The sequence below is a fragment of the Bacillus sp. FDAARGOS_527 genome (assembly GCF_003812125.1).
Classification (GTDB): Bacteria; Bacillota; Bacilli; order Bacillales; family Bacillaceae_G; genus Bacillus_A; species Bacillus_A paranthracis.
In genome coordinates this window covers 4346854-4372589 of sequence record NZ_CP033795.1, presented here as the reverse complement: position 1 = coordinate 4372589, position 25736 = coordinate 4346854, and the positions used below count along the sequence as shown (strand labels likewise).

Genomic DNA, 25736 nt, shown 5'->3' with positions numbered 1-25736 from the left:
TAAATTCGATAAATAGTTAATCTTTATCTTTTTGTATTACAGGAGAAATGAAGATGATGGTTTCCTATTTATTGAGTGTTAGGGTGGAAAGAGTGATTGAGATTCTTAAGGGGGAGCTTTCTATAAAAATATAGAAAGTAAATACATTCACAAGAAGGGAGCTCAATATGGAAAAATTGCTAATTGAAGGCGGAAGAGCTTTAAATGGAACAATTCGCGTGAGTGGTGCAAAGAACAGCGCCGTTGCACTAATTCCAGCGACAATTTTAGCAGATACTCCAGTAACTATTGGTGGTGTCCCTAATATTTCGGACGTGAAAATGTTAGGAGACTTACTAGAGGAAATTGGAGGAAGAGTAACGTATGGACAGGAGGAAGAGATGGTAGTCGATCCTTCTAACATGGTTGCAATGCCTTTACCAAATGGAAAAGTGAAAAAATTGCGTGCTTCTTATTATTTAATGGGTGCGATGCTTGGCCGTTTTAAAAAAGCTGTTATTGGGCTTCCAGGTGGATGTCACTTAGGACCGAGGCCGATTGATCAGCACATTAAAGGATTTGAAGCGTTAGGTGCACATGTTACGAATGAACAAGGTGCTATCTATTTAAGAGCAGATGAACTACGAGGGGCACGTATTTATTTAGATGTTGTTAGTGTAGGAGCTACGATTAATATTATGCTAGCAGCTGTACGAGCGAAAGGTAGAACTGTTATTGAAAACGCAGCGAAAGAACCAGAGATTATTGATGTAGCTACACTGTTAACTAGCATGGGAGCACGTATTAAAGGTGCTGGTACAGATGTAATCCGAATTGATGGTGTGGATTCATTGCACGGTTGTCATCATACGATCATTCCAGATCGTATTGAAGCGGGTACGTATATGATTTTAGGTGCTGCGTCAGGAGGAGAAGTAACAGTTGATAATGTTATTCCTCAGCATTTGGAGTCAGTTACTGCAAAATTAAGAGAAGCTGGTGTCCAAGTTGAAACGAATGATGACCAGATTACAGTGAACGGTGATAGAAGATTAAAAGTAGTTGATATAAAAACGCTTGTATATCCAGGTTTCCCAACAGATTTACAACAGCCATTTACAACACTTTTAACAAAGGCGCATGGAACGGGTGTTGTAACGGATACGATTTATGGCGCACGTTTTAAACATATTGATGAATTACGTCGTATGAATGCGCAAATTAAAGTAGAAGGTCGGTCAGCTATCGTAACTGGTCCTGTTTTATTACAAGGTGCAAAAGTGAAAGCGAGTGATTTGCGAGCTGGAGCAGCCCTTGTTATTGCAGGATTGATGGCGGATGGAATTACAGAAGTAACCGGACTTGAGCATATTGATCGTGGCTATGAAAATATAGTAGACAAGCTTAAAGGGCTTGGTGCAAACATTTGGCGAGAACAAATGACAAAGCAAGAAATTGAAGAAATGAAGAACGCATAAGTGATACTTCCGCGAGGGGGAAGCGAAGCATCACTACTTGCGGAAGTACACTTTATAGAAAAACACGGTTCACAAAATACGGCAGAAATATAAAGACTTAAAGGAGAGGGATTATCGTGGAAAGAAGTTTATCTATGGAGTTAGTACGTGTAACAGAGGCTGCAGCTTTATCATCAGCGCGTTGGATGGGACGTGGGAAAAAGGATGAGGCAGACGGTGCAGCAACATCAGCTATGCGTGATGTATTTGATACAATTCCGATGAAAGGTACAGTTGTAATTGGTGAAGGTGAAATGGATGAAGCACCAATGCTATATATCGGAGAAAAATTAGGTACAGGATATGGTCCGCGTGTAGACGTTGCAGTTGATCCTTTAGAAGGGACAAACATTGTAGCAGCTGGTGGATGGAATGCTCTTGCTGTTATTGCAATTGCAGATCATGGTAATTTGTTACATGCTCCTGACATGTACATGGATAAAATCGCGGTTGGCCCAGAAGCAGTTGGGGCGGTCGATATTGATGCGCCTATTATCGATAACTTACGTGCAGTTGCGAAAGCGAAAAACAAAGATATTGAAGATGTTGTAGCGACAGTTTTAAACCGTCCACGTCATCAAGCAATTATTGAAGAAATTCGTAAAGCTGGTGCTCGCATTAAATTGATTAATGATGGAGACGTAGCTGGTGCAATCAACACCGCATTTGATCGTACAGGTGTAGATATTTTATTCGGCTCTGGTGGCGCGCCTGAGGGTGTGTTAGCAGCAGTTGCATTAAAATGTTTAGGTGGAGAAATTCACGGGAAATTATTACCACAAAACGACGCTGAATTGGCGCGTTGCAAAAAGATGGGCATAGACGACATCAACCGCATCCTTCGCATGGAGGACTTAGTAAAAGGTGACGATGCAATCTTCGCAGCAACAGGTGTAACAGACGGAGAACTATTACGCGGCGTTCAATTTAAAGGTAGCGTAGGAACAACACAATCCCTTGTTATGCGCGCAAAATCAGGCACAGTACGCTTCGTAGACGGACGTCACAGCTTAAATAAAAAACCGAACTTGGTTATTAAATAAAAAGTGCAAGCGGCTCGTTCAGAATCGCAGGCTATTTAGAACCCTCGACCTTGAAGCGCTCTTTGCTTCGAGTGAGAGAGTGAAATGACCGGAGATTCTAGCCGCTGGAACTGGATTGAGTAAAAAGCGTAAGCAGCTTGCTCAGAAGGGGTGAAATGACTGATCCTTCTAGCCACCGACCATTCTAGCCGCTGAAGCTGGATTAAATAAAAAGCGAAGACAAATTTTCTTGTCTTCGCTTCTTGTATTTGTGTTTCAACGTATTGATTAAAACTAGATAAAAGGGTTACAATAGTGAATATTACCCTACTTGAACTTATTGCCTTTCATTATTAATTATTTGCCTTCCGTATTTTTTCCCTTTACCCATGTGAAAAGAGAATAACGTTAAAGTGTGGTGTCTGAATGAATTTGTCAATTGCAGCATTAGAAAACATGAAATTAAAAGAGTTATACGAGCTTGCGAAAGAATTTAAAATTTCGTATTATAGCAAATTAACGAAAAAAGAGTTAATCTTCGCCATTTTAAAAGCTCGAGCAGAAAAAGAAGGTTTCTTCTTCATGGAAGGCGTATTAGAAATTATTCAATCAGAAGGATTTGGATTCCTACGTCCTATCAACTACTCTCCAAGCTCAGAAGATATTTATATCTCAGCTTCGCAAATTCGTCGTTTCGATTTACGTAATGGAGATAAGGTTTCTGGTAAAGTACGACCTCCGAAAGAAAATGAACGCTACTTTGGGTTATTACAAGTTGAAGCTGTAAACGGAGATGATCCAGAGTCAGCAAAAGAGCGTGTGCATTTCCCTGCATTAACACCATTATACCCAGATCGCCAAATGAAATTGGAAACGGAACCGAAAAAGTTACCGACACGCATCATGGATTTAATTGCACCAGTTGGATTTGGACAACGTGGTTTAATTGTCGCGCCTCCAAAGGCTGGTAAAACTAGTCTATTAAAAGAAATCGCACACAGTGTTACAACAAATCATCCGGAAGCTGAATTAATTGTCCTTTTAATTGATGAGCGTCCAGAGGAAGTAACAGATATTGAACGTTCTGTTAAAGGAGATGTTGTAAGCTCTACTTTTGATGAAGTACCAGAAAATCATATTAAGGTAGCAGAACTTGTGTTAGAACGTGCAATGCGTCTTGTAGAGCACAAAAAAGATGTTATCATTTTAATGGATAGTATTACCCGTTTAGCGCGAGCTTACAACCTTGTTATTCCGCCAAGTGGTAGAACATTATCGGGTGGTATCGACCCAGCTGCCTTCCATAGACCGAAGCGTTTCTTTGGAGCTGCACGTAATATTGAAGAAGGCGGTAGCTTAACAATTTTAGCAACAGCTCTTGTTGATACAGGATCTCGTATGGACGATGTAATTTACGAAGAATTTAAAGGAACTGGAAATATGGAACTTCATTTAGATCGTTCATTAGCTGAGCGTCGTATCTTCCCGGCAATTGATATTCGTCGTTCTGGTACACGTAAAGAGGATCTATTAATTCCGAAAGAACATTTAGACAAGCTATGGGGTATTCGTAAAACAATGCGTGATACACCAGACTTTGTTGAAGGTTTCTTACGTAAACTTCGTCAAACAAAGACAAATGAAGAATTTTTACAAAACATTGTTGCAGATTCGAAAAGATATGTAACAACGAAGTAAAGGGAAAAGATTGGGACTCGCTTATTTTATGGTAAGCGAGTTTTTTATGTTTTTTAGGTGATCTTAAAGAGAGATGAGTGGAAGGGCATTAGTTGGTTCTAGTTGGATGAGCGGCCTCCATTTTAAGATAATATCCAGCTCCAGCGGCTAGAATCTCCGGTCATTTCACTCTCTCGCTCGAAGCAAAAAGCGCTTCAAGGTCGAGAGTTCCAAATAGCCTGCGATTCTGAGCGAGCCGCTTCTGCTTTTAAAATTAAAAAGACAAAAACAGGTAGTTGCAAAATGAAGTTAGCCTTGTTATAATTTCATCATATGTGTTTCATCAATATAGTTGTGTATGCAGCTGAAGATGAAAAACTCTGTTTCGAAAATGATTCAGGGCGGAAGGAGATGAAAAGAATGAAAGCAGGAATTCACCCAGATTACAAGAAAGTTGTATTCATGGACACAAACACAGGCTTCAAATTCTTAAGCGGATCTACTAGAGGATCTAACGAAACTGTTGAGTGGGAAGATGGTAACACTTATCCATTACTAAAAGTTGAGATCAGTTCTGATTCTCACCCATTCTACACTGGACGTCAGAAGTTTGCTACTGCAGACGGACGCGTTGACCGCTTCAATAAGAAATACGGTCTTAAGTAATAAAAACATAAAACAGGCAAGTGTATCTATTCGCTTGTCTGTTTTTTTTGCGAAAATATTATACCTTTACCCTACTTTTAATTAAAAAGTAGATGAAAGGAGAGCTTCATGTACTTAATAAATCAGAACGGTTGGATTGAAGTGATTTGCGGTAGTATGTTTTCTGGTAAATCAGAAGAGCTTATCCGCCGTGTGCGTCGTACGCAATTTGCGAAACAACATGCAATTGTATTTAAACCATGTATTGATAATCGCTATAGTGAAGAAGACGTTGTATCACATAACGGATTAAAGGTAAAAGCAGTTCCTGTTTCAGCTTCAAAAGATATATTTGAACATATCACTGAAGAAATGGATGTAATTGCAATCGATGAGGTGCAATTCTTTGATGGGGACATTGTGGAAGTGGTGCAAGTATTGGCAAATCGTGGCTATCGTGTCATTGTAGCTGGTTTAGACCAAGATTTCCGTGGTCTACCATTTGGACAAGTTCCTCAGCTGATGGCGATTGCTGAACATGTAACAAAACTACAAGCAGTATGTTCTGCATGTGGATCTCCGGCAAGTCGTACACAACGATTAATTGATGGAGAACCAGCGGCATTTGATGATCCGATTATTTTAGTTGGTGCTTCAGAATCGTATGAACCACGCTGTCGTCATTGTCATGCAGTTCCTACAAACAAAGATAAGTAAAACTCGCTGCGCAAGGCGGGTTTTTTTCAGAATAGAGAGTGTAAGTGGTGTGAGCCACTTGCGCTTTAAGTGTGATATCTAGCTTCAGCGGCTAGAATCTCCGGCCATTTCACTCTCTCGCTTGAAGCAAAAAGCGCTTCAAGGTCGAGGGTTCCAATGGCCTGCGATTCTGAGCAAGCCGCTTACGCTTTTAAATATATCTAGTTCTGGTGGCTAGCTCTTCGCATCTAAGAACCTTCCGCCCGAAAGGTAAAAAGCACCTTTAGGTCGAAAGAACTTTAGCTGGTCAGAGCTGAACGAGCCACCGCCACTTTTAAATATAATTTGCGTTTTTTTGAGTAAGTACCATATACTATTTGTATTAGATACTAGGATGTAGAGGTGAATGATGTGTTAGATCGTTTGCAAGCTGTAGAAAATCGTTATGAGAAGTTAAATGAATTGCTAAGCGACCCAGCAATTATTAGTGATTCAAATAAGCTTCGTGAATATTCAAAGGAACAGTCTGATATACAGGAAACGGTAGAGGTGTATCGTGAGTATAAGGATGTTCGTGAGCAATTAAAAGATGCGAAAGCAATGTTAGAAGATAAGTTAGACGCAGAAATGCGTGAAATGGTAAAAGAAGAGGTTTCTGAGTTAGAATCACAAGAAAAAACATTATCAGAGCGTCTGAAAATTTTACTTGTACCAAAAGACCCTAACGATGATAAGAACGTTATCGTTGAGGTTCGTGGAGCTGCTGGTGGCGACGAGGCCGCTTTATTTGCTGGTGACTTATATCGTATGTATAGCCGTTATGCTGAGGTGCAAGGTTGGAAAACGGAGATTATCGAGGCTAGCTATACAGAGTTAGGTGGATATAAAGAGATTATCTTTATGATTAACGGTAAAGGTGCTTTCGCGAAGCTGAAATTCGAGAATGGCGCTCACCGTGTACAACGTGTTCCTGAAACGGAATCTGGTGGACGTATCCATACATCTACAGCAACTGTAGCTGTATTACCAGAGGCGGAAGAAGTAGAGATTGATATTCATGAGAAAGATGTTCGTGTTGATACATTCGCTTCTAGTGGACCTGGTGGACAGAGCGTTAATACAACGATGTCAGCGGTACGTTTAACGCATTTACCGACTGGTGTAGTTGTATCATGTCAGGATGAGAAATCACAAATTAAGAATAAAGAAAAAGCGATGAAAGTATTACGCGCACGTGTTTATGATAAGTTTAGACAAGAAGCGCAAGCTGAGTATGATCAAAACCGTAAACAAGCTGTTGGTACGGGTGATCGTTCAGAGCGTATTCGTACGTATAACTTCCCGCAAAACCGTGTTACAGACCATCGAATCGGTTTAACGATTCAAAAGTTAGATCAAATCTTACAAGGTAAGTTAGATGATTTCATCAATGCCTTAGTAATGGAAGATCAGGCTCAAAGGATGGAGGCAGCTGAGTAATGCGTGTCTATGAAGCCCTGAAATGGGCTTCTTCTTTTTTACAGGAGAATGGACGAGATGAAAATGCGGGAGAAATTGTCCTTTGTCATGTATTAAAGACGAATAGAACAGGATTATTGATGAACATGCGTGAAGAAATAACTGCGGAACAAGAAAAAAGTTTTACAGAGTTTATCCACAAGCATGTAGAAGGTATTCCTATTCAATATATGATTGGTCATGAAATGTTTTATGGAAGATCGTTCTTTGTGAATGAAGAAGTATTAATACCAAGACCAGAAACAGAAGAGCTTATAGTAGGAGTGTTAGAAAGAATCGAGCGTCATTTTAGTGATGAGAAAATACATGTAGCAGATATTGGTACAGGTAGCGGAGCGATTTCGATTACGCTTGCTTTGGAAAATAAAAATCTTCATGTGTATACGGTAGATATTGCGCAGGGGTCGATTGAAGTTGCAAAAGAAAATGCGAAAACTTTGGGCGCAGAAGTAACGTTCTATCATGGTGATTTATTATCACCATTTTATGAAACGGGTCAAAAGTTAGATGTTGTTGTTTCAAATCCTCCATATATACCGGAAGAAGATTGGCGTGGTCTTTCTCCCGTGGTGAAAGAGCATGAGCCAAAGAGAGCGCTTGTTGGTGGTGAAGACGGATTAGATTTCTATCGCCGCTTTATGGAAGAGTTGCCGAATGTGTTGCAGAAGAAAGCAATTGTCGCATTTGAAATTGGAATAGGGCAAGGTGAGGACGTGAAAGGGCTGTTACAACAAGCATTTCCACATGCTCATGTTGAGGTTGTTTTTGATATTAATGGAAAAGATCGTATGGTATTTGCGGAGATGGAGTAAGGTTTACACCTTACTCTATTTTTTTGTGGAAAAATTCATATAGATTTTGAATTTAATAGTTTAGAAAGATGAAAGTCTGTCCACAATGTTTGTAGAAGGGACGGTGGAGGAAATGAAAAAACAAGTTATTGCTTATCTTCTTCTATTATTAATTGGTGCACAGTTACTTGTGCAGTTTGGATATATGAAAGCTGATGCGAAAGGGCCTTCAGTTATTCCGAAAGAGGCCGTTCGATTACGAATTTTAGCAAATAGTGATTCAGATAAAGACCAGGCGTTAAAGCGCAAAGTGCGTGATGAAGTAAAAGCACAAATTGATGGATGGGTAGCTGATTTAACTTCATTTGAAGAAGCGCGCAAAGTCATTCAAAGTCATATTCCAGAAATCGAAAAAACAGTAGCAAATACGTTGAAAAAAGAAGGAAGTAAAGATTCATTTCAAGTGAAATTCAGTAAAAATGTAAAGTTTCCTACAAAGGTATATGGGAATTTTATTTATCCGGCAGGGGAATATGAAGCAGTCTTAATTACAATTGGCGAAGGTGAAGGGGCAAACTGGTGGTGTGTACTATTTCCACCAATGTGTTTCTTAGATTTTTCAAGTGGTACAGCTGTAAGGAAAGAAGAACATGTTGTGAAGGCTGAATCTCCTGAAGAGGAGCAAGTGAAACAAATAGATGATGAAGAAGTAGTAAATGCAGAAGAGAAAAAAGAGGATGAGGTGAAAGAAAAGAAAGTTGTAAAGCAGGAAGTCGCAAAAAAAGTAACAGCTTCTGAAAAAAAAGTAGTAAAAAATGAAACGAAAGTAGAAGAACAACCTGCAAGTAAAGAGGAAACAAAAACTGTGGAAAAAGTGGAGAAACCTGTGGAACAAAAACAAGAAAAGCGAAATGAGTATGTAAAAGTAGAAGAGGAAGAAGAAAAGCCGGAAGTTAAGTTATTTATTGTAGAAGCTTTTACATCTTTATTCTCTAAATAGTACTATTCGTAAATCCCTTCTCATATATAAAAAAGAGGAGGGATTTATTATGAAGAAGGTATATTTTGCGACGAAGGCAGATGTGGAAAGATTGCATTCTTTTTTCGGACAAGCTAATAAAAAAGATGATAAAATAAATGAGTTGTACGCACAGTTTATGATTTTGGAAGAGGCGGAAGAAATACGGGCAGTCATCGGATATGAACAAAGTGAAAAAAACGCACTTATTCGTTCTTGTTTATTCACACCTAATGTGGATAAACAGACTTTCTTATATTTTTTTGAAATGTTTTTGCAGTATATGAAAGAAAAAAATATTCGACAATTGTACTTACTAACAAATCATCCACAATCTATAACAATCTTTCAGTTTTTTGACTTTGTTACTATAGAGAAAGAGGACGTACCAGAGGGAATTCGACAGTTAGAACACTTTTGTAAAAATATAAAAGAGCCAAATGCAATAATACTAAATTGTCAGCTATTCACAAAGTTATCCACGGATTAATTAGGTTTATCCACATTTTGTGGATAAACCTTGTTTGTCTTTTGGATAAATCTCATAGTAAACTAAAAATAGACAAGTATTTCAGGGTAGAAAAGGACGTGGGAAAAAATGCATACAAATATGTGGGTTGTGGATAATGTTGTGGAAAGAAAAAAATATTATCCACAGTTACAAGAAGCAGCAAAATTATTAAGGGAAAATGAGGCGATTGCCTTCCCTACAGAAACGGTATATGGACTAGGTGCAAACGCGATGAATGATGAAGCGATTGCGAAAATTTTTGAGGCGAAAGGAAGACCGAGTGATAATCCACTTATTGTCCACATCGGTACAAAATCGCAGTTAGATGGTATTGTGAAGGAAATTCCGCCAGTTGCAGAGAAGTTGATGGAGCATTTTTGGCCAGGTCCGTTAACAATTATTTTACCTAGAAAAGAAGGAATTTCAGAGAAGGTGACGGCAGGACTTCATACAGTTGGAGTGAGGATGCCTGATCATCCGGTAGCTCTTGCTCTTATTGAAGAGGCAAATGTACCTGTTGCAGCACCGAGTGCGAATCGTTCAGGTCGTCCAAGCCCGACGTTAGCATCTCACGTATATGAAGATTTAAATGAGAAAATCGCAGGTATTGTAGATGGTGGTGCAACAGGAGTCGGTGTTGAATCGACTGTAATTGATTGTACGAGCGCTGTTCCAACGATATTACGCCCGGGTGGGATTACGAAAGAACAATTGGAAGCGGTGATTGGCACGGTTTCTTTAGATCCGGCTCTAAAGGATGAGAAGGAAAAACCGAAATCACCTGGAATGAAGTATACACATTATGCACCGAAAGCGCCGCTCAGTATCGTTGAAGGATCACGTGAGTTTATCCAGCGCCTTGTGGATGAGAAGAAGGAAGAAGGATTCAAAGTAGGTGTATTAACGACAGAAGAGTATCACCATATATATAATGCGGATGTTGTATTATCATGTGGTGTTCGAAGTGATTTAGCTAGCGTTGCGACTAAATTATATGATGTACTTAGAACGTTTGATGCAAGTGAAGTGGATGTTATTTTTAGTGAATCGTTCCCGAATGAAGGAATAGGAAACGCGATTATGAATCGCTTAACAAAAGCGGCAGGACATCATATTATTACTGAATGATAAGGTACGATTAGCAAACAGAATATTTCTCCTCGGATAAGCATATTGTGAAGTAGCACGTCCGAGGAGGGACATGAATGACGTTTGAACAGCTAATACCTTTAATAATTATGGCATTCGCCTTAGGGATGGATGCATTTTCGGTGAGTCTTGGTATGGGAATGATGACCTTAAAGATAAGACAGATCCTGTATATCGGTGTGACGATAGGGATATTTCATATTATCATGCCATTTATTGGGATGGTATTAGGTCGTTTTTTATCAGAGCAGTATGGAGACATTGCACATTTTGCAGGTGCTATTTTATTAATAGGACTAGGATTTTATATTGTGTATTCCTCTATTTTAGAGAATGAAGAGACTAGAACAGCCCCTATTGGAATTAGTTTATTCGTATTTGCATTTGGTGTTAGTATAGATAGTTTTTCAGTAGGGCTTAGTCTTGGTATTTACGGAGCACAGACAGTTATTACGATATTACTCTTTGGATTTATTAGTATGTTATTAGCGTGGACTGGTTTATTCATTGGTAGGCATGCGAAAGGTATGCTCGGTACATATGGTGAGATAGTAGGTGGTATCATTTTGGTTGGATTTGGATTATATCTCCTTTTTCCTATATAATTTTAGGGGGAGGGCGTTATGAACAAATTATTGGAATGGTATATTCGATTTGTAACTTTTTTCCTAGATGGTTACGACTGCTTATTATTTGGGGTATTATTTTACAAATTTCAATTTTAGGTTGGATTAAATTAATTCGCGAATGATAGGATAGTTCCTTTCTGTGCATAGTTTTGTTTGTACTATACTGATTGCGCTAAAAATTTAAACATATAGAAAGGATGAGATGGATGACGAGATTGAAGCAAGTTTTTGGTATTATTATTAGTTTTTTTGTTTTTTGGTTTAGTATGCTCGGTGTACAAATGTTTGCTGAGTTTTTAGATATTGAGTCATTGAAGTTTGTTGCGGGGAAAACGGAGGCAGCGCGTGCTTTTTATTCTCCATACCCGTTTTTAATTGTTTTTCTTATTACATTGCTTTCCCTTTACTTCTTCGTAATTAAGCTTGGGAAACCGAAAAAAGAGAAGATACCGGCTTTAGAAGAAAAGAAGGAAGAATTACAATGATAAAAATCCCCTGCTATTTAGCAGGGGATTTTATGTTTGAGTGGTGGAAGGAATCAAGCCGCCTTTACTTTTAGATATTATCCAGCTCCAGCGGCTAGAATCTCCGGCCATTTCACTCTCTCGCTCGAAGCAAAAAGCGCTTCAAGGTCGAGAGTTCCAAATAGCCTGCGATTCTGAGCGAGCCGCTTCCGCTTTTAGATTGGCCTCACTAATTCAAATTGTTCTCCTAGTTTTGCGTAGTTGTGTCCTGCTAGGCGGCTTACTGGTTTTAGTCCTTCGGCATGAATGCGTCCTTTTTCGTATAGGTGTTCTGCGACATGGAAACGAACGACGCGTCCGATTAGTAAATCGCAAGCTGGTGAGTCTTCTGTTCCGCCAAGAGGGATTGCGCGTTCTAGTACGCATTCCATTCGAATATTTGCTTCTTTTACACCTGGAACGGAGATGACATCACTTTCAATTGGTGTTAATTTTGCTAGTTCAATTTCACTTTCATTTGGTGGGAGATTAGCTGCTGTTTCGTTAATTGCCGCTACATATGATTCATCAGAGATATGTACGACAAATTCCCCTTTTTCAATTGCGTTTCGGGAAGTGTCCTTTCTTTCTCCAGCTTTTCGTTGTACAGAAACTGAGATAAGTGGTGGATTAGCAGCGACAATATTGAAATAACTATATGGTGCTCCATTTAATACGCCGTCTTTTGTTACAGAAGTAACGAATGCGACAGGGCGTGGAATAATACTTCCTGTAAGTAATTTGTAATTCTCTTTTTCCGATTGTTCATTTGGATTAATGGATAACATGATTGAAATCCCCTTTCTAAATATGACGACTTATTGTTTGTTTACAAGATGTTAGTGGAAAACTCCTGCTGAAAATAATATTTTTATTACATAAAAAGAACTTACTTCAACCACAATGAAGTAAGTTCCACCTAAATAATCTCGAATTCAAGATAAAAATTATAGTAAAACGTATGCGCCAGGACCGATTAAAGCTACACCAATTGCAACAGCGATTAACATTAAGTTATATTCATATCCATTTTGAGTTACCCAGTAACCGTTTTTTCCATGAACAGTGAAGATCGCCATTAACATTGTTCCAACGATAAATAATGAACCGATTGCAGTGAAAATACCTGATGCGAATAAGAAACCACCTAATAGTTCAGTTGCGCCAGCCATAAATGCCATAAATACACCAGGGCGTAAACCGATTGATTCCATCCAGCCACCTGTTCCTTTTAAACCGTAACCGCCGAACCAACCAAATAATTTTTGAGCACCATGACCCATGAATGTAATACCTATAATAAGACGAATAATAAGAAGACCGAAATCCATCATTTTTGAAAACCTCCTAAAAGTTATTAACTTATCTTACGTAAGTAATAATAAAATAGTTACTTACTTTAGTCAAGTGGATTTCGAAAAAAGTTTGAAATTAATTTTACAAATTAGCGACAAAAAATAAAATGTAGTAAAGACCTCTAGACAAGTTAGGTAAAAAAAGAGAAAATATAAGTAGAAGTTAACTTCTTATTGTTATTCAGACAATCAGAATTGACTGGAATTTTGTGAGACGCTACAATAAGAGTCTAGTAGCAATGACGTAATTTATTTCGAAAGCGTTTTTACAGTATAATATTCGAAGTATGAAGTCTTACGTTTATTCTGATCTTTAATAGAGATTGCCCTATAAACTTTTAGGTAAATTATAAGGAGGACTATCCTATGTTTAAAAAATTATTCGGTCTTGGTTCAAAAACAAATGAAGAAACAATTGTAGCTCCATTAACTGGAGCGGTGAAAAATATTGAAGAAGTACCAGATCCAGTATTCGCTGGTCGTATGATGGGTGACGGTGTTGCAATCGATCCTACTGAAGGTGTAGTTGTATCTCCAGTTGATGGCGAAATCGTACAATTATTCCACACGAAACATGCAATTGGAATTAAAGCGAAAAACGGTACAGAAATTTTAATCCACGTTGGATTAGAAACTGTAAAAATGGAAGGCGAAGGTTTTGAAGCTCACGTTTCTGAAGGACAAGCTGTAAAAGCTGGAGATAAATTAATCTCATTCGACTTAGAATTAATTCGTGAAAAAGCGAAAAGCACAATTACTCCAATCGTTATTACAAACACAGATGCAGCTGAGTCTATTAAGACAACTGTAGGTGTAACTGCTACAAAAGGTTCAACAGAAGTAATGAAAGTTACAATGAAATAATTATCACATGAAAGGAATCCGTTTCGTATGAAATGGATTCCTTATTTTGTTTTGTAGTCTGTTCCTTATATATGGTAAAATACTTTGGGCACTTGGAAATAGGGTTTCACATATATGTGGATAAGGCGCATTTTTCTTAGAAAAAATATAAGAGAAATGCGCCTTTCGTATATTCACATTTCTTTTGTTCTATTGTAATGTACGCTATGATAAAAGGAAGGAAATAGAGAAAAGGGGTGGGTTTAGATGAAACGAGTATTATTTGTTTGCACTGGAAATACATGCCGTAGTCCGATGGCTGAGGCGTTACTGCGCCATTATGGAGAAGGTAAGTTTGAAGTGCAATCTGCTGGTGTTTTCGCCTATCCTGGAAGTGATGCGTCGGTACATGCAAAGGAAGCTTTAGCTGAAAAGGGAATTGCAATCGATCATGCTTCGCAGCAGGTAAACGAAGCCTTAATTGATTGGGCAGATATTGTAGTAACAATGACGGAAAACCATAAGGAAATTATCCTTGGGCATTATCCAAGTGTTGAAGGGAAAGTAGATACATTATATGGAGTAACTGAGGGGATGAGTAAGGATATTTCAGATCCGTTCGGCGGATCTCTCTCTATTTATAAAGAAACATTAGAAGAGATGGAAAAACTTGTACAAACTTTACTGAAAAAACATTCAGAAGGTTGATGTTTCGTGTATAATACGATATTGGAGATCACTTCGTCCCATTAAAGGATTAAGTGAGAATGAAGATAATGGATTGAAACTTTGGAGGGGTAAAAATGAAAGTAGTAGTAGCATCTGATCACGGCGGTATGAATATCCGTAAAGAACTTGTAAGTTTATTAGAAGAGTTAAATATTGAATATATTGATTTAGGTTGTGAATGTGAAGCTGGTTCTGTTGATTACCCTGATTTTGCGTTTCCAGCAGCGGAAATGGTAGCAAATGGCGAAGTAGATCGTGGTATTTTAGTTTGTGGGACAGGCATCGGTATGTCAATTGCTGCAAACAAAGTAAATGGTATTCGTTGTGCCTTAGTTCATGATACTTTCAGTGCGAGAGCAACGAGAGAGCATAACGATACAAACATGTTAGCAATGGGCGAGCGTGTAATTGGTGCTGGTCTAGCACGCGACATCGCAAAAATTTGGTTAACAACTGAATTTGAAGGCGGCCGTCACGAAAACCGCGTAGGAAAAATTAAAACATACGAAGCAAAGTAATAGATTCTAACTAGAAGCAGTAGGAAATATAATTTGGTGAACCAACCTGTGAAAGGAAGAGGCGTAATGACAGAAATCGTAAAGGTAAGAGAACAGCTACAAATTTCGCTTTCTGATTTCCAAGAACAAGCTTCATTACAAAGTGGTCAAATTTTTGTAGTGGGGTGTAGTACGAGCGAAGTGCTAGGAGAAAGAATTGGGACATCAGGAACGATGGAAGTAGCAGAGGCGATTTTTTCTGAGTTAAAACAATTTCAAGAACAAACAGGTATTGAGTTGGCGTTTCAATGTTGTGAGCATTTAAACCGTGCTTTAGTAGTTGAGAAAGAGTTGGCGATGAAATATCAATTTGAAATTGTAACAGTTACGCCTGTTAGATCAGCAGGTGGTGCATTAGCAACATATGCTTATCACAATTTGAAAGATCCGGTAGTAATTGAGTTTATTAAAGCAGATGCGGGAATGGATATTGGTGATACATTTATCGGTATGCATTTAAAGCACGTAGCTGTTCCGGTTCGTACTAGTGTGAAGGAAATTGGAAGTGCACATGTAACGATGGCAACAACACGTGGAAAGCTAATTGGTGGAGCACGTGCTGTTTATGCGGCGAAGGAAGAGAATATCACTTGCCGTTAAAGTTATGAATAAGGTATGTTGTCTGACTTTATTATAGAAGAAAGAAAAGACCGATTTTCGGTCTTTTTTTTCTTTTATGATATAGAAAGTCATGTTAGAATGTAGTTGAAAACATGAAGGTTCGAAAGAATTACAACCTGAATTTTCGTTTTTTCTGAATAAATAAGAAAAAACTGTTGGGAATCGATGTAATTCGTTCAGAAAAGGGGGATTTTGGTGGATCATTTAAAACGTCAAGATGAAAAGGTATTTGCTGCAATTGAGGCAGAACTAGGAAGACAGCGTTCGAAGATTGAGTTAATTGCTTCGGAAAACTTCGTAAGTGAAGCAGTAATGGAGGCGCAAGGTTCTGTTTTAACGAATAAGTATGCTGAAGGATATCCTGGGAAACGTTACTATGGTGGTTGTGAACATGTAGACGTAGTAGAAGATATCGCACGTGATCGCGTAAAAGAAATTTTCGGCGCAGAGCACGTAAATGTTCAACCGCATTCTGGTGCACAAGCGAACATGGCAGTATACTTCACGATTTTAGAGCAAGGCGATACAGTACTTGGTATGAATTTATCTCATGGTGGTCACTTAACACACGGAAGCCCTGTTAACTTCAGTGGAGTACAATATAATTTCGTAGAATATGGCGTGGATGCTGAATCTCACCGTATTAATTACGATGATGTATTAGCAAAAGCGAAAGAACATAAACCAAAATTAATCGTTGCAGGTGCAAGTGCATACCCTCGTGTTATCGATTTCAAACGATTCCGTGAGATTGCAGATGAAGTGGGCGCATACTTAATGGTTGATATGGCACATATCGCAGGTTTAGTAGCGGCTGGTTTACATCCAAATCCAGTGCCACATGCACATTTCGTTACAACAACAACACATAAAACATTACGTGGTCCACGTGGTGGTATGATTTTATGTGAAGAGCAATTTGCAAAACAAATTGATAAATCAATCTTCCCTGGTATTCAAGGTGGTCCACTTATGCACGTAATCGCTGCAAAAGCTGTTGCGTTTGGTGAGGCACTTCAAGATGATTTCAAAACATATGCACAAAATATCATTAACAATGCGAACCGCTTAGCTGAAGGTCTTCAAAAAGAAGGACTTACACTTGTTTCTGGTGGAACAGACAATCACTTAATCCTAATTGATGTTCGTAACCTAGAGATCACAGGTAAAGTAGCAGAGCACGTATTAGACGAAGTTGGTATTACAGTGAACAAAAATACAATTCCATTTGAAACAGCAAGCCCATTTGTAACAAGTGGTGTACGTATCGGTACAGCAGCTGTAACATCTCGTGGTTTCGGTTTAGAAGAAATGGATGAAATTGCGTCACTTATTGCTTACACATTAAAAAATCATGAAAATGAAGCTGCATTAGAAGAAGCACGTAAGCGTGTAGAAGCGTTAACGAGCAAATTCCCAATGTATCCAAATCTATAATAGATTGAAGAAGACTGCTGAGACATAATTGTTTTGGCAGTTTTTTTTGTGGACATATATTGTTCTTTAAGTATGTATACAAATGATGAATAAATTTTGGCGATATAATGAAGGATACAGCTCCCATAATTGGTAAAGATACTAGATAGATTCATCGGAAATCATGACTTTTCCAAATTTGCCCTTGAATATTAGTAGCGTTTTCTTTACAATCGTAAATAGTGTAAAAAAGCGTGCAAACGCATGAATATCATCTAAAGGAGAGATTCACATGGGAAAACTGTATGTATTTGATCACCCGTTAATTCAACATAAGATTACATATATTCGCGACAAGAATACAGGTACGAAAGATTTTCGTGAATTAGTGGACGAAGTAGCAAGCTTAATGGCTTTTGAAATTACTCGCGACCTTCCACTTAAAGACATTGAAATTGAGACTCCTGTAAGCAAAGCGACAACAAAAGTGATCGCTGGTAAAAAACTTGGTTTAATTCCGATTTTACGTGCAGGTTTAGGAATGGTTGATGGAATTCTGAAATTAATTCCAGCAGCAAAAGTAGGACACGTTGGCTTATACCGCGACCCTAAAACATTGCAACCGGTAGAATACTATGTGAAACTTCCAACGGATGTAGAAGAGCGTGACTTTATCGTACTAGATCCGATGCTAGCAACAGGTGGTTCTGCAGCTGAAGCAATTAACTCTCTGAAAAAGCGCGGCGCAAAACAAATTAAATTAATGTGTATCGTTGCAGCTCCAGAAGGAGTAAAAGTAGTACAAGAAGAACATCCTGATGTTGATATTTATGTAGCAGCATTAGATGAGAAATTAAATGACCACGGATATGTAGTACCAGGTCTTGGTGATGCTGGTGACCGTTTATTCGGAACGAAGTAAGACAACTGACGAGCAGGGGGGATTCCTCAGCTCGTCTTTTTTGATGTAAGCAAGTAGGGGAGGGGAGAGGATAAATATACATAGTATATACAACATAAGTTGCATACACATCACATATAATATAGAAGTCTTACGTCTAAAGAGCACTATATTATGGAAGGAAAGCATTATATCGTAAAAATATAATAGTGACAAACTTGTGAACATTTCCTTCTATTATAAAGAGAAAACTGTTAGAAATTGCATATCTCTAACCAGTATTTAGAAGGGGAACGTTTTCATTTTTGGGAGGAAATGACTAATACTCAAATTTTTTGATTTTTTACGATTTCTCGTTGACACTGTTAATACCCTATTGTATGCTAACAACGGGGATAGATGGTAGGGCTTTCAGTGACAAAAATACATCTATTCCGTGACGAAAATGTAAACTTTTTATTTTGTATAGGATTTATGCAAAAAAATGAGTTATTATTAACACATCGTGAATGAGGGTTACATATTGGAGGGATGAATCCTTGCAAAAAAACGATCGCAGCCATATAAAAGCTTATGCTTTAATGTCAGGTATTCTTGCTCAGTTAGTCGGTTCTATTCTTGTTGGGATCTTTGGTGGGCAGTGGATTGATAATAAGGTTGGAACGTTTCCATTGTTTCTTATTATAGGGTTATTACTCGGATTAGGAACAGGGGTATACGCAATGATTCGACTCATTCGACATTACTATTCGGGAGAGCAATGATGATAGACGTACATGGACTTGTCCAAAGACAAAAGAAATATATGTACTACTTGCTTGCGCTTCTAGTGCTAGGATGGGGATTCACCTCTTACAAGGATGTATTTCTTGGACTGATTATCGGAACGATTTTCAGTTTTCTTAGTTTGCGCATCATTGCACGTAGGACAGACAAGCTGTTGGATCGCGTGACAAATGGAGAAAACGTGAAGTTTAAGGCGACAGCGGTAAGTACATATTCAAGATTCGCCACGATTGGGTTATTAATTTTATTTGCAGCCAAATATCAAGAGTTAATTGCGATGTGGGGCTTAGGTGTAGGATTGCTGACAGGATACCTTGTCATGATCATAGATTTTCTTTATTTAGAGTATAAGAGCAGGGAAGAGAGGTGAATTACTAGTGGAACACGGTAAATTAGTTGAATTTCTAGGTTTAACGTTCGATTTGTCATCAGTTATGATGGTTACTGTAGCAGCAGTTATTGTTTTCTTAATCGCTGTTATCGGAACTCGCAGCTTAGCTCTTCGCCCAACAGGAATGCAAAACTTCATGGAATGGGTGTTTGACTTCGTGAAAGGGATTATCAATAGTACGATGGACTGGAAAACAGGTGGACGTTTCTTAACGCTTGGCGTTACGCTTATCATGTTTATCATCGTATCGAACTTCCTTGGTTTACCATTCATGTATTCAGCAACTGAAGCTGGCGAACATATTGCATGGTGGAGATCACCAACGTCTGATCCAGCAGTTACATTAACATTAGCCGTGATGGTAGTTACCCTCACCCATTATTATGGAATTAAGATGAAGGGTACGAAAGAATACGTAAAAGGTTATTTCCAACCTATGAAATTCTTATTCCCATTAAAGGTTATTGAGGAGTTTGCTAACACATTAACGTTAGGTCTTCGTTTATTTGGTAACATTTATGCAGGTGAGATCTTATTAGGATTACTTGCTAAGCTGGGCGGAGCATCATTCCTTGGAGCATTAGGTGCACTTGTGCCGATGTTAGCATGGATGGGATTCAGTGTATTCGTTGGATCAATCCAAGCATTTATTTTCGTTATGTTAACGATGGTTTATATGGCTCATAAAGTAAGTCATGACCATTAATATAATTTAAGTAAGAAAAAATTTATTTTTTTATAATACAAAGGAGGACAAATTAAATGAGTTTAGGTGTAATCGCAGCTGCAATTGCAATTGGTTTATCAGCATTAGGTGCAGGTATTGGTAACGGTCTTATCGTATCACGTACAATCGAAGGTGTTGCTCGTCAACCAGAATTAAAAGGCGCACTTCAAACAATTATGTTCATCGGGGTTGCTTTAGTTGAGGCACTTCCAATCATCGGTGTAGTTATTGCATTCATCGTAATGAACAAATAAGGGAGACTCCCCTTACATAGATGGCGAAGAGTGTTTTTCCGAACTTTCTTCGCCATTGCTTTATGAACGAAACGTATGTCTTTTTTTTTCATATGATCAATTTAGATATTTTGAAGGGAGTGAATCCTTGTGCCAACTTTATTATTAGGGGCTGCCATTCCATTTGGAACGATTGCTTATACATTGTTCATTTTCTTACTTCTATTAGTAATGCTACGCAAATTCGCGTGGGGTCCTTTAATGGGGATTATGAAAGAACGTGAAGAGCATGTTACTAATGAAATCGACGCTGCAGAAAGAAGTAACGCTGAAGCGAAGAAGTTAGTAGAAGAACAACGTGAAATGTTAAAACAATCACGTGTTGAAGCACAAGAGTTAATCGAAAGAGCGAAAAAACAAGCTGTAGATCAAAAAGATGCTATTGTTGCTGCTGCGAAAGAAGAAGCAGAATCAATTAAAGCATCTGCTGTACAAGAAATTCAACGCGAAAAAGAGCAAGCGATTGCTGCTTTACAAGAACAAGTTGCTTCTTTATCTGTTCAAATTGCTTCTAAAGTAATTGAAAAAGAATTAAAAGAAGAAGATCAAGTGAAGTTAATTCGCGATTATATTAAAGAAGTAGGAGAAGCGCGATGAGCAATGGGATTGTAGCAAAACGTTATGCTGTCGCTCTTTTTAAAATTGCTAAAGAAAAACACGTATTAGAAATGTTTGAAGAGGAATTACGCCTTGTACAAAACGTTTATGTAAAGAACGGAGAACTACATAGCTTTTTAACGCAACCGAACATTTCAAAGGAACAAAAGAAAACGTTTCTTGCAAACGTATTCGGGTCTGTTTCTGAATCTATTTTAAATACGTTATATATTTTAATTGATAACAAGCGCATTGATATCTTACCTGAAATTGCAGATGAATATGTTGTTCTTGCTAATGAAGAACGTAACGTAGCGGACGCAACTGTATATTCTACTCGTCTTCTATCGGAAGAAGAGAAGCTTAACATTGCAGAAGCATTTGCAAAGAGAACAGGAAAAGATGCAATTCGCGTAAAAAATGTTGTAGATGAAGATTTACTAGGCGGCATTAAAGTACGTATTGGAAATCGCATTTATGACGGAAGTTTACAAGGAAAATTAGCACGTATTCAGCGTGAATTAATGAAGAATAGATAGGGGTGAAGCACATGAGCATCAGAGCTGAAGAAATTAGCGCACTGATAAAGCAACAAATCGAGAACTATCAGTCTGAAATCGAAGTTAGTGATGTTGGTACAGTTATCCAAGTTGGTGACGGTATCGCGCGTGCTCATGGTCTTGATAACGTTATGGCTGGTGAACTTGTAGAGTTCTCTAACGGCGTTATGGGACTAGCACAAAATTTAGAGGAAAACAACGTAGGTATTATCATTTTAGGACCTTACACAGAAATCCGTGAAGGTGACGAAGTTCGTCGTACTGGTCGCATCATGCAAGTACCAGTAGGAAAAGAACTAATTGGTCGTGTTGTAAACCCATTAGGTCAACCAGTTGATGGTTTAGGCCCAATCAATACAACAAACACTCGTCCAATCGAAAGTCCAGCACCAGGTGTAATGGATCGTAAATCTGTTCATGAGCCACTTCAAACAGGTATTAAAGCGATTGACGCTCTTGTACCAATTGGCCGTGGTCAACGTGAGTTAATCATCGGTGACCGTCAAACAGGTAAAACAGCAGTTGCGCTTGATACAATCATTAACCAAAAAGATGAAGATATGATTTGTATTTACGTAGCTATCGGACAAAAAGAATCAACTGTACGTAACGTAGTAGAAACACTACGTAAGCATGGTGCATTAGAGTACACAATCGTTGTAACTGCATCTGCTTCTCAACCAGCTCCATTATTATACCTAGCTCCTTACGCTGGTGTAACAATGGGTGAAGAGTTCATGTACAATGGTAAACACGTATTAGTAGTATATGATGACTTATCAAAACAAGCAGCAGCTTACCGTGAGCTGTCATTACTATTACGTCGTCCTCCAGGTCGTGAAGCTTACCCAGGGGATGTATTCTACTTACATTCTCGCTTATTAGAGCGTGCAGCAAAATTAAGTGATGCAAAAGGCGGCGGTTCTTTAACTGCACTACCTTTCATCGAAACACAAGCAGGGGACGTATCAGCTTACATCCCAACAAACGTAATCTCAATTACGGATGGACAAATCTTCTTACAATCTGACCTATTCTTCTCTGGCGTACGTCCAGCGATCGATGCGGGTACTTCTGTATCTCGTGTAGGTGGATCTGCTCAGATTAAAGCAATGAGTAAAGTATCAGGTACACTTCGTCTTGACCTTGCATCTTACCGTGAGTTAGAAGCGTTCGCTCAGTTCGGTTCTGACCTAGATAAAGCAACTCAAGCGAAACTAAACCGTGGTGCTCGTACTGTTGAGGTATTAAAACAAGGATTACACAAACCGTTACGTGTAGAGAAACAAGTTATCATTCTTTACGCTTTAACACGTGGATTCCTAGATGATATCCCAGTAGTAGATATCACTCGTTTCGAAGAAGAATTCCATGCTTGGTTAGATTCTAATGCGACTGACTTATTAGAAGAAATCCGCACAACTAAGAAACTTGCGGATGACGACAAATTTGCAGCAGCAATTAACGGATTTAAAAAAGTATTCGTAGCTTCTGAGTAATAAAAAGTGAAGCCGACTGTTTAGCCCCATCGGCTAAGGTTCTTTCCCACAGAAGGTGATTTTTACCTTCTCGTGGGGAAGGTTCTTAGACGAAAGGGGCTAGGAGGCGGAACTAGATTAATAAAAGCGGAAGCGGCTCGTCCTGAATGTGAGGGGGATGGAGCTTCTGACGAAGAGGCGGTTTTTGCCTCGTAGGAAGAAGTGAAGCCACCGAGCATTCAAGCCGCTGGAGCTAGATAATATATAAAGGCATCTCAATTTCTGAGATTGCTGACGGTTATGTAAAGGAAAAGAGTAGGTGCACCTATTCTTTTCCTTCAATCATGAGCAAGAATATCTTGCAACGTAGATTAGGAAGAGGATTCTTACTAATCGTGCCAACTTCCGGAAAAAAGGTGGTGAAAACCTGTGGCATCTTTACGCGATATAAAAGCGAAGATTAACTCGACAAAGAAAACGAGTCAAATTACGAAAGCGATGGAGATGGTATCTGCATCTAAGTTAAACCGTGCAGAGCAAAATGCTAAATCTTTCGTTCCGTATATGGAAAAGATTCAAGAAGTAGTAGCGAGCATTGCGCAAGGAAGTAAAGGAATTAATCATCCAATGCTAAATGCGCGTCCTGTAAAGCGTACAGGATACATCGTTATTACATCTGATCGCGGACTAGCAGGTGGTTATAACAGTAACGTATTACGTACAGTAAGTAACGTAATTCGTGAACGTCATAATATGGATTCAAACCAATATTCAATTATTGTGCTTGGACGACTAGGACGTGATTATTTAAAACGTCGCGGCTTTAACATCATTGATGAAGTAGTTGGATTATCTGACCACCCATCATTTACTGATATTAAAGACCTTGCTTCTCGAGCAATTGCGATGTTCGCAGATGGTGCTTATGATGAGCTGTATATTTACTACAACCATTACGTAAGTAAAATTTCACAAGAAGTAACGGAAAATAAAATTTTACCGCTTACTGATGTGGCGTCTGATAAACCGACGACAGCTTATGAATTCGAACCTTCTGAAGAAGAAATTTTAAAAGTACTATTGCCACAATACGCAGAAAGCTTAGTGTACGGTGCATTACTAGACGGTAAAGCAAGTGAGCACGCAGCGCGTATGACAGCAATGAAGAGTGCTACAGACAACGCAATGGAAGTTATCGATTCACTTACACTTTCATTCAACCGTGCGCGTCAGGCAGCGATTACGCAAGAAATTACGGAAATCGTTGGTGGAGCAGCAGCGTTAGAATAGTAATAAAAAGCGTAGGCGGCTCTGTCAAAAGAGTCGCGTAAGCTATAAACTAATAAAAAATGAAAAGCTAACTGTTCGTAGAAAGTTGGCTAATTAAAAGAAAGCTAGGAGGGAACCCGATGAATAAAGGGCGCGTTACGCAAATCATGGGTCCGGTTGTAGACGTTAAGTTTGATGGCGGAAAGCTACCAGAAATCTACAACGCCCTTACGGTAAAACAGAGCAACGAAAACGGTGAACTTAACTTAACATTTGAAGTTGCACTTCATTTAGGTGATGATACAGTTCGTACAGTTGCGATGTCTTCCACAGATGGACTTGTTCGTGGCACAGAAGTAGAAGATACTGGTAAAGCAATCTCTGTACCAGTTGGTGATGCAACACTTGGTCGCGTATTTAACGTATTAGGTGATGCTATTGACTTAGATGGTGAGGTTCCTGCGGATGTACGTCGTGATCCAATTCACCGTCAAGCACCTGCATTCGAAGAATTATCTACTAAAGTAGAAATTCTTGAAACTGGTATTAAAGTAGTAGACTTACTTGCTCCTTACATTAAGGGTGGTAAGATCGGCCTATTCGGTGGTGCCGGTGTAGGTAAAACAGTATTAATTCAGGAGTTAATCAACAACATCGCACAAGAGCACGGTGGTATCTCTGTATTCGCTGGTGTAGGTGAGCGTACTCGTGAGGGTAATGACTTATACCACGAAATGAGCGATTCTGGCGTAATTAAGAAAACTGCGATGGTATTCGGACAAATGAACGAGCCACCTGGAGCACGTCAACGTGTTGCATTAACAGGCTTAACAATGGCTGAATATTTCCGTGATGAGCAAGGACAAGACGTACTTCTGTTCATCGATAATATCTTCCGTTTCACGCAAGCAGGTTCTGAAGTATCTGCCCTTCTTGGCCGTATGCCATCTGCGGTAGGTTACCAACCAACACTTGCAACAGAAATGGGTCAATTACAAGAGCGTATTACATCTACAAATAAAGGGTCTATCACGTCTATCCAAGCGGTATATGTACCAGCCGATGACTATACTGACCCAGCACCAGCTACAACGTTCGCTCACTTAGATGCAACAACAAACTTAGAGCGTCGTTTAACACAAATGGGTATTTACCCAGCCGTAGATCCATTAGCATCTACATCTCGTGCACTTTCTCCAGAAATCGTAGGAGAAGAGCATTATGAAGTGGCTCGTCAAGTACAGCAAACTTTACAACGTTACAAAGAGCTTCAAGATATCATTGCTATCTTAGGTATGGATGAGTTATCTGAAGAAGATAAGTTAGTTGTACATCGTGCTCGTCGTATTCAATTCTTCTTATCTCAAAACTTCCACGTAGCGGAGCAGTTTACAGGTCAAAAAGGTTCTTACGTACCTGTAAAAGACACAGTTCGTGGTTTCAAAGAAATTCTAGAAGGAAAATATGATGACCTTCCAGAAGATGCATTCCGCTTAGTTGGTGGCATTGAAGAAGTTATTGAAAACGCGAAGAAAATGATGGCGTAAGGCCTTAGGAG

General features: G+C 38.9%; 30 protein-coding genes. 28 read left to right on the top strand and 2 right to left on the bottom strand.

The features are described from left to right. The first annotated feature begins 167 nt into the window (after positions 1–167). The 12 genes from murA (at position 168) to EGX95_RS25435 (ending at position 11637) form a co-directional block, all read left to right on the top strand. Complete coding sequence (gene murA, locus EGX95_RS25490; RefSeq protein ID WP_000413260.1) at positions 168–1457, top strand: UDP-N-acetylglucosamine 1-carboxyvinyltransferase; 1290 nt, start codon at positions 168–170, stop codon at positions 1455–1457. A gap of 116 nt (positions 1458–1573) precedes the next feature. Next, the gene (gene glpX, locus EGX95_RS25485) at positions 1574–2539 is read left to right on the top strand and encodes a class II fructose-bisphosphatase (protein ID WP_000442333.1); all 966 of its coding nucleotides are present in this window, start codon (positions 1574–1576) and stop codon (positions 2537–2539) included. A 405-nt stretch (positions 2540–2944) separates the two neighbouring features. Beyond that, complete coding sequence (rho, locus tag EGX95_RS25480; RefSeq protein ID WP_001053898.1) at positions 2945–4216, top strand: transcription termination factor Rho; 1272 nt, start codon at positions 2945–2947, stop codon at positions 4214–4216. Between the two features lie 399 nt (positions 4217–4615). Next, positions 4616–4861: a type B 50S ribosomal protein L31 gene (locus EGX95_RS25475; RefSeq protein WP_000643437.1), complete on the top strand. Its 246-nt coding sequence runs from the start codon at positions 4616–4618 to the stop codon at positions 4859–4861. 108 nt (positions 4862–4969) lie between these two features. After that, entirely contained in the window at positions 4970–5557 is a 588-nt protein-coding gene (locus EGX95_RS25470; protein ID WP_000280862.1) for a thymidine kinase, read from the top strand. A 390-nt stretch (positions 5558–5947) separates the two neighbouring features. Continuing rightward, the gene (gene prfA / locus EGX95_RS25465; RefSeq protein WP_000887065.1) at positions 5948–7015 is read left to right on the top strand and encodes a peptide chain release factor 1; all 1068 of its coding nucleotides are present in this window, start codon (positions 5948–5950) and stop codon (positions 7013–7015) included. Beyond that, positions 7015–7866, top strand: coding sequence for a peptide chain release factor N(5)-glutamine methyltransferase (prmC, locus tag EGX95_RS25460; RefSeq protein ID WP_001267036.1), 852 nt, complete (start codon positions 7015–7017; stop codon positions 7864–7866). Before prfA ends, prmC begins: the two co-directional genes overlap by 1 nt. 112 nt (positions 7867–7978) lie before the next feature. Beyond that, on the top strand, positions 7979–8845 hold the full coding sequence (gene spoIIR, locus EGX95_RS25455; protein ID WP_002092582.1) for a stage II sporulation protein R: 867 nt from the start codon (positions 7979–7981) through the stop codon (positions 8843–8845). A gap of 49 nt (positions 8846–8894) precedes the next feature. After that, entirely contained in the window at positions 8895–9353 is a 459-nt protein-coding gene (locus EGX95_RS25450) for a GNAT family N-acetyltransferase (protein ID WP_000758436.1), read from the top strand. A 108-nt stretch (positions 9354–9461) separates the two neighbouring features. Continuing rightward, positions 9462–10502 carry an L-threonylcarbamoyladenylate synthase gene (locus tag EGX95_RS25445; RefSeq protein WP_000557336.1) on the top strand — a complete coding sequence of 347 codons (1041 nt, stop codon included), beginning with the start codon at positions 9462–9464 and terminating at the stop codon, positions 10500–10502. Positions 10503–10579: 77 nt separating this feature from the next. Continuing rightward, complete coding sequence (locus EGX95_RS25440) at positions 10580–11128, top strand: manganese efflux pump MntP (protein WP_000142480.1); 549 nt, start codon at positions 10580–10582, stop codon at positions 11126–11128. A gap of 230 nt (positions 11129–11358) precedes the next feature. Next, positions 11359–11637 carry a DUF3935 domain-containing protein gene (locus EGX95_RS25435; protein WP_000197470.1) on the top strand — a complete coding sequence of 93 codons (279 nt, stop codon included), beginning with the start codon at positions 11359–11361 and terminating at the stop codon, positions 11635–11637. A 194-nt stretch (positions 11638–11831) separates the two neighbouring features. Here EGX95_RS25435 and EGX95_RS25430 read toward each other — a convergent pair whose 3' ends face one another. After that, a complete protein-coding gene (locus EGX95_RS25430; RefSeq protein WP_000949039.1) occupies positions 11832–12443 on the bottom strand; it encodes a flavin reductase family protein in 612 nt (203 codons plus the stop codon). 159 nt (positions 12444–12602) lie between these two features. Then, the gene (locus EGX95_RS25425) at positions 12603–12989 is read right to left on the bottom strand and encodes a DoxX family protein (protein WP_000968618.1); all 387 of its coding nucleotides are present in this window, start codon (positions 12987–12989) and stop codon (positions 12603–12605) included. Between the two features lie 387 nt (positions 12990–13376). Between EGX95_RS25425 and EGX95_RS25420 the strand changes: the two genes are divergently transcribed. From EGX95_RS25420 to atpD, 16 genes are all read left to right on the top strand, one after another. Next, positions 13377–13874, top strand: a complete 498-nt coding sequence (locus EGX95_RS25420; protein WP_000473666.1) for a PTS sugar transporter subunit IIA — start codon at positions 13377–13379, stop codon at positions 13872–13874. Between the two features lie 246 nt (positions 13875–14120). Continuing rightward, entirely contained in the window at positions 14121–14561 is a 441-nt protein-coding gene (locus EGX95_RS25415; protein WP_000832384.1) for a low molecular weight protein arginine phosphatase, read from the top strand. Positions 14562–14656: 95 nt separating this feature from the next. After that, complete coding sequence (rpiB, locus tag EGX95_RS25410) at positions 14657–15100, top strand: ribose 5-phosphate isomerase B (protein ID WP_000869919.1); 444 nt, start codon at positions 14657–14659, stop codon at positions 15098–15100. 66 nt (positions 15101–15166) lie between these two features. After that, a complete protein-coding gene (locus EGX95_RS25405) occupies positions 15167–15739 on the top strand; it encodes a TIGR01440 family protein (RefSeq protein WP_192957645.1) in 573 nt (190 codons plus the stop codon). Positions 15740–15955: 216 nt separating this feature from the next. Next, complete coding sequence (gene glyA, locus EGX95_RS25400; RefSeq protein ID WP_000349817.1) at positions 15956–17197, top strand: serine hydroxymethyltransferase; 1242 nt, start codon at positions 15956–15958, stop codon at positions 17195–17197. Between the two features lie 271 nt (positions 17198–17468). Then, the gene (gene upp, locus EGX95_RS25395) at positions 17469–18098 is read left to right on the top strand and encodes a uracil phosphoribosyltransferase (protein WP_000517539.1); all 630 of its coding nucleotides are present in this window, start codon (positions 17469–17471) and stop codon (positions 18096–18098) included. Between the two features lie 378 nt (positions 18099–18476). After that, positions 18477–18590, top strand: coding sequence for a DUF4024 domain-containing protein (locus EGX95_RS25390; protein WP_000232961.1), 114 nt, complete (start codon positions 18477–18479; stop codon positions 18588–18590). 26 nt (positions 18591–18616) lie between these two features. Beyond that, positions 18617–18841, top strand: a complete 225-nt coding sequence (locus EGX95_RS25385) for an AtpZ/AtpI family protein (protein ID WP_001171223.1) — start codon at positions 18617–18619, stop codon at positions 18839–18841. Beyond that, positions 18841–19233, top strand: coding sequence for an ATP synthase subunit I (locus EGX95_RS25380; protein WP_000567600.1), 393 nt, complete (start codon positions 18841–18843; stop codon positions 19231–19233). The genes EGX95_RS25385 and EGX95_RS25380 overlap by 1 nt, the downstream gene beginning before the upstream one ends. Before the next feature lie 7 nt (positions 19234–19240). Continuing rightward, entirely contained in the window at positions 19241–19960 is a 720-nt protein-coding gene (gene atpB, locus EGX95_RS25375; RefSeq protein ID WP_000399870.1) for a F0F1 ATP synthase subunit A, read from the top strand. 56 nt (positions 19961–20016) lie between these two features. Beyond that, on the top strand, positions 20017–20235 hold the full coding sequence (gene atpE, locus EGX95_RS25370; RefSeq protein ID WP_000052064.1) for a F0F1 ATP synthase subunit C: 219 nt from the start codon (positions 20017–20019) through the stop codon (positions 20233–20235). A 129-nt stretch (positions 20236–20364) separates the two neighbouring features. Then, positions 20365–20871: a F0F1 ATP synthase subunit B gene (atpF, locus tag EGX95_RS25365; RefSeq protein ID WP_001142617.1), complete on the top strand. Its 507-nt coding sequence runs from the start codon at positions 20365–20367 to the stop codon at positions 20869–20871. After that, positions 20868–21410 carry a F0F1 ATP synthase subunit delta gene (gene atpH, locus EGX95_RS25360; protein WP_000064683.1) on the top strand — a complete coding sequence of 181 codons (543 nt, stop codon included), beginning with the start codon at positions 20868–20870 and terminating at the stop codon, positions 21408–21410. The genes atpF and atpH overlap by 4 nt, the downstream gene beginning before the upstream one ends. Positions 21411–21421: 11 nt before the next feature. After that, on the top strand, positions 21422–22930 hold the full coding sequence (gene atpA / locus EGX95_RS25355; RefSeq protein WP_000027518.1) for a F0F1 ATP synthase subunit alpha: 1509 nt from the start codon (positions 21422–21424) through the stop codon (positions 22928–22930). A gap of 408 nt (positions 22931–23338) precedes the next feature. After that, on the top strand, positions 23339–24199 hold the full coding sequence (gene atpG, locus EGX95_RS25350) for a F0F1 ATP synthase subunit gamma (protein ID WP_000157696.1): 861 nt from the start codon (positions 23339–23341) through the stop codon (positions 24197–24199). A 119-nt stretch (positions 24200–24318) separates the two neighbouring features. Then, the gene (atpD, locus tag EGX95_RS25345) at positions 24319–25725 is read left to right on the top strand and encodes a F0F1 ATP synthase subunit beta (RefSeq protein WP_001032591.1); all 1407 of its coding nucleotides are present in this window, start codon (positions 24319–24321) and stop codon (positions 25723–25725) included. The last annotated feature ends 11 nt before the right edge of the window (positions 25726–25736 follow it).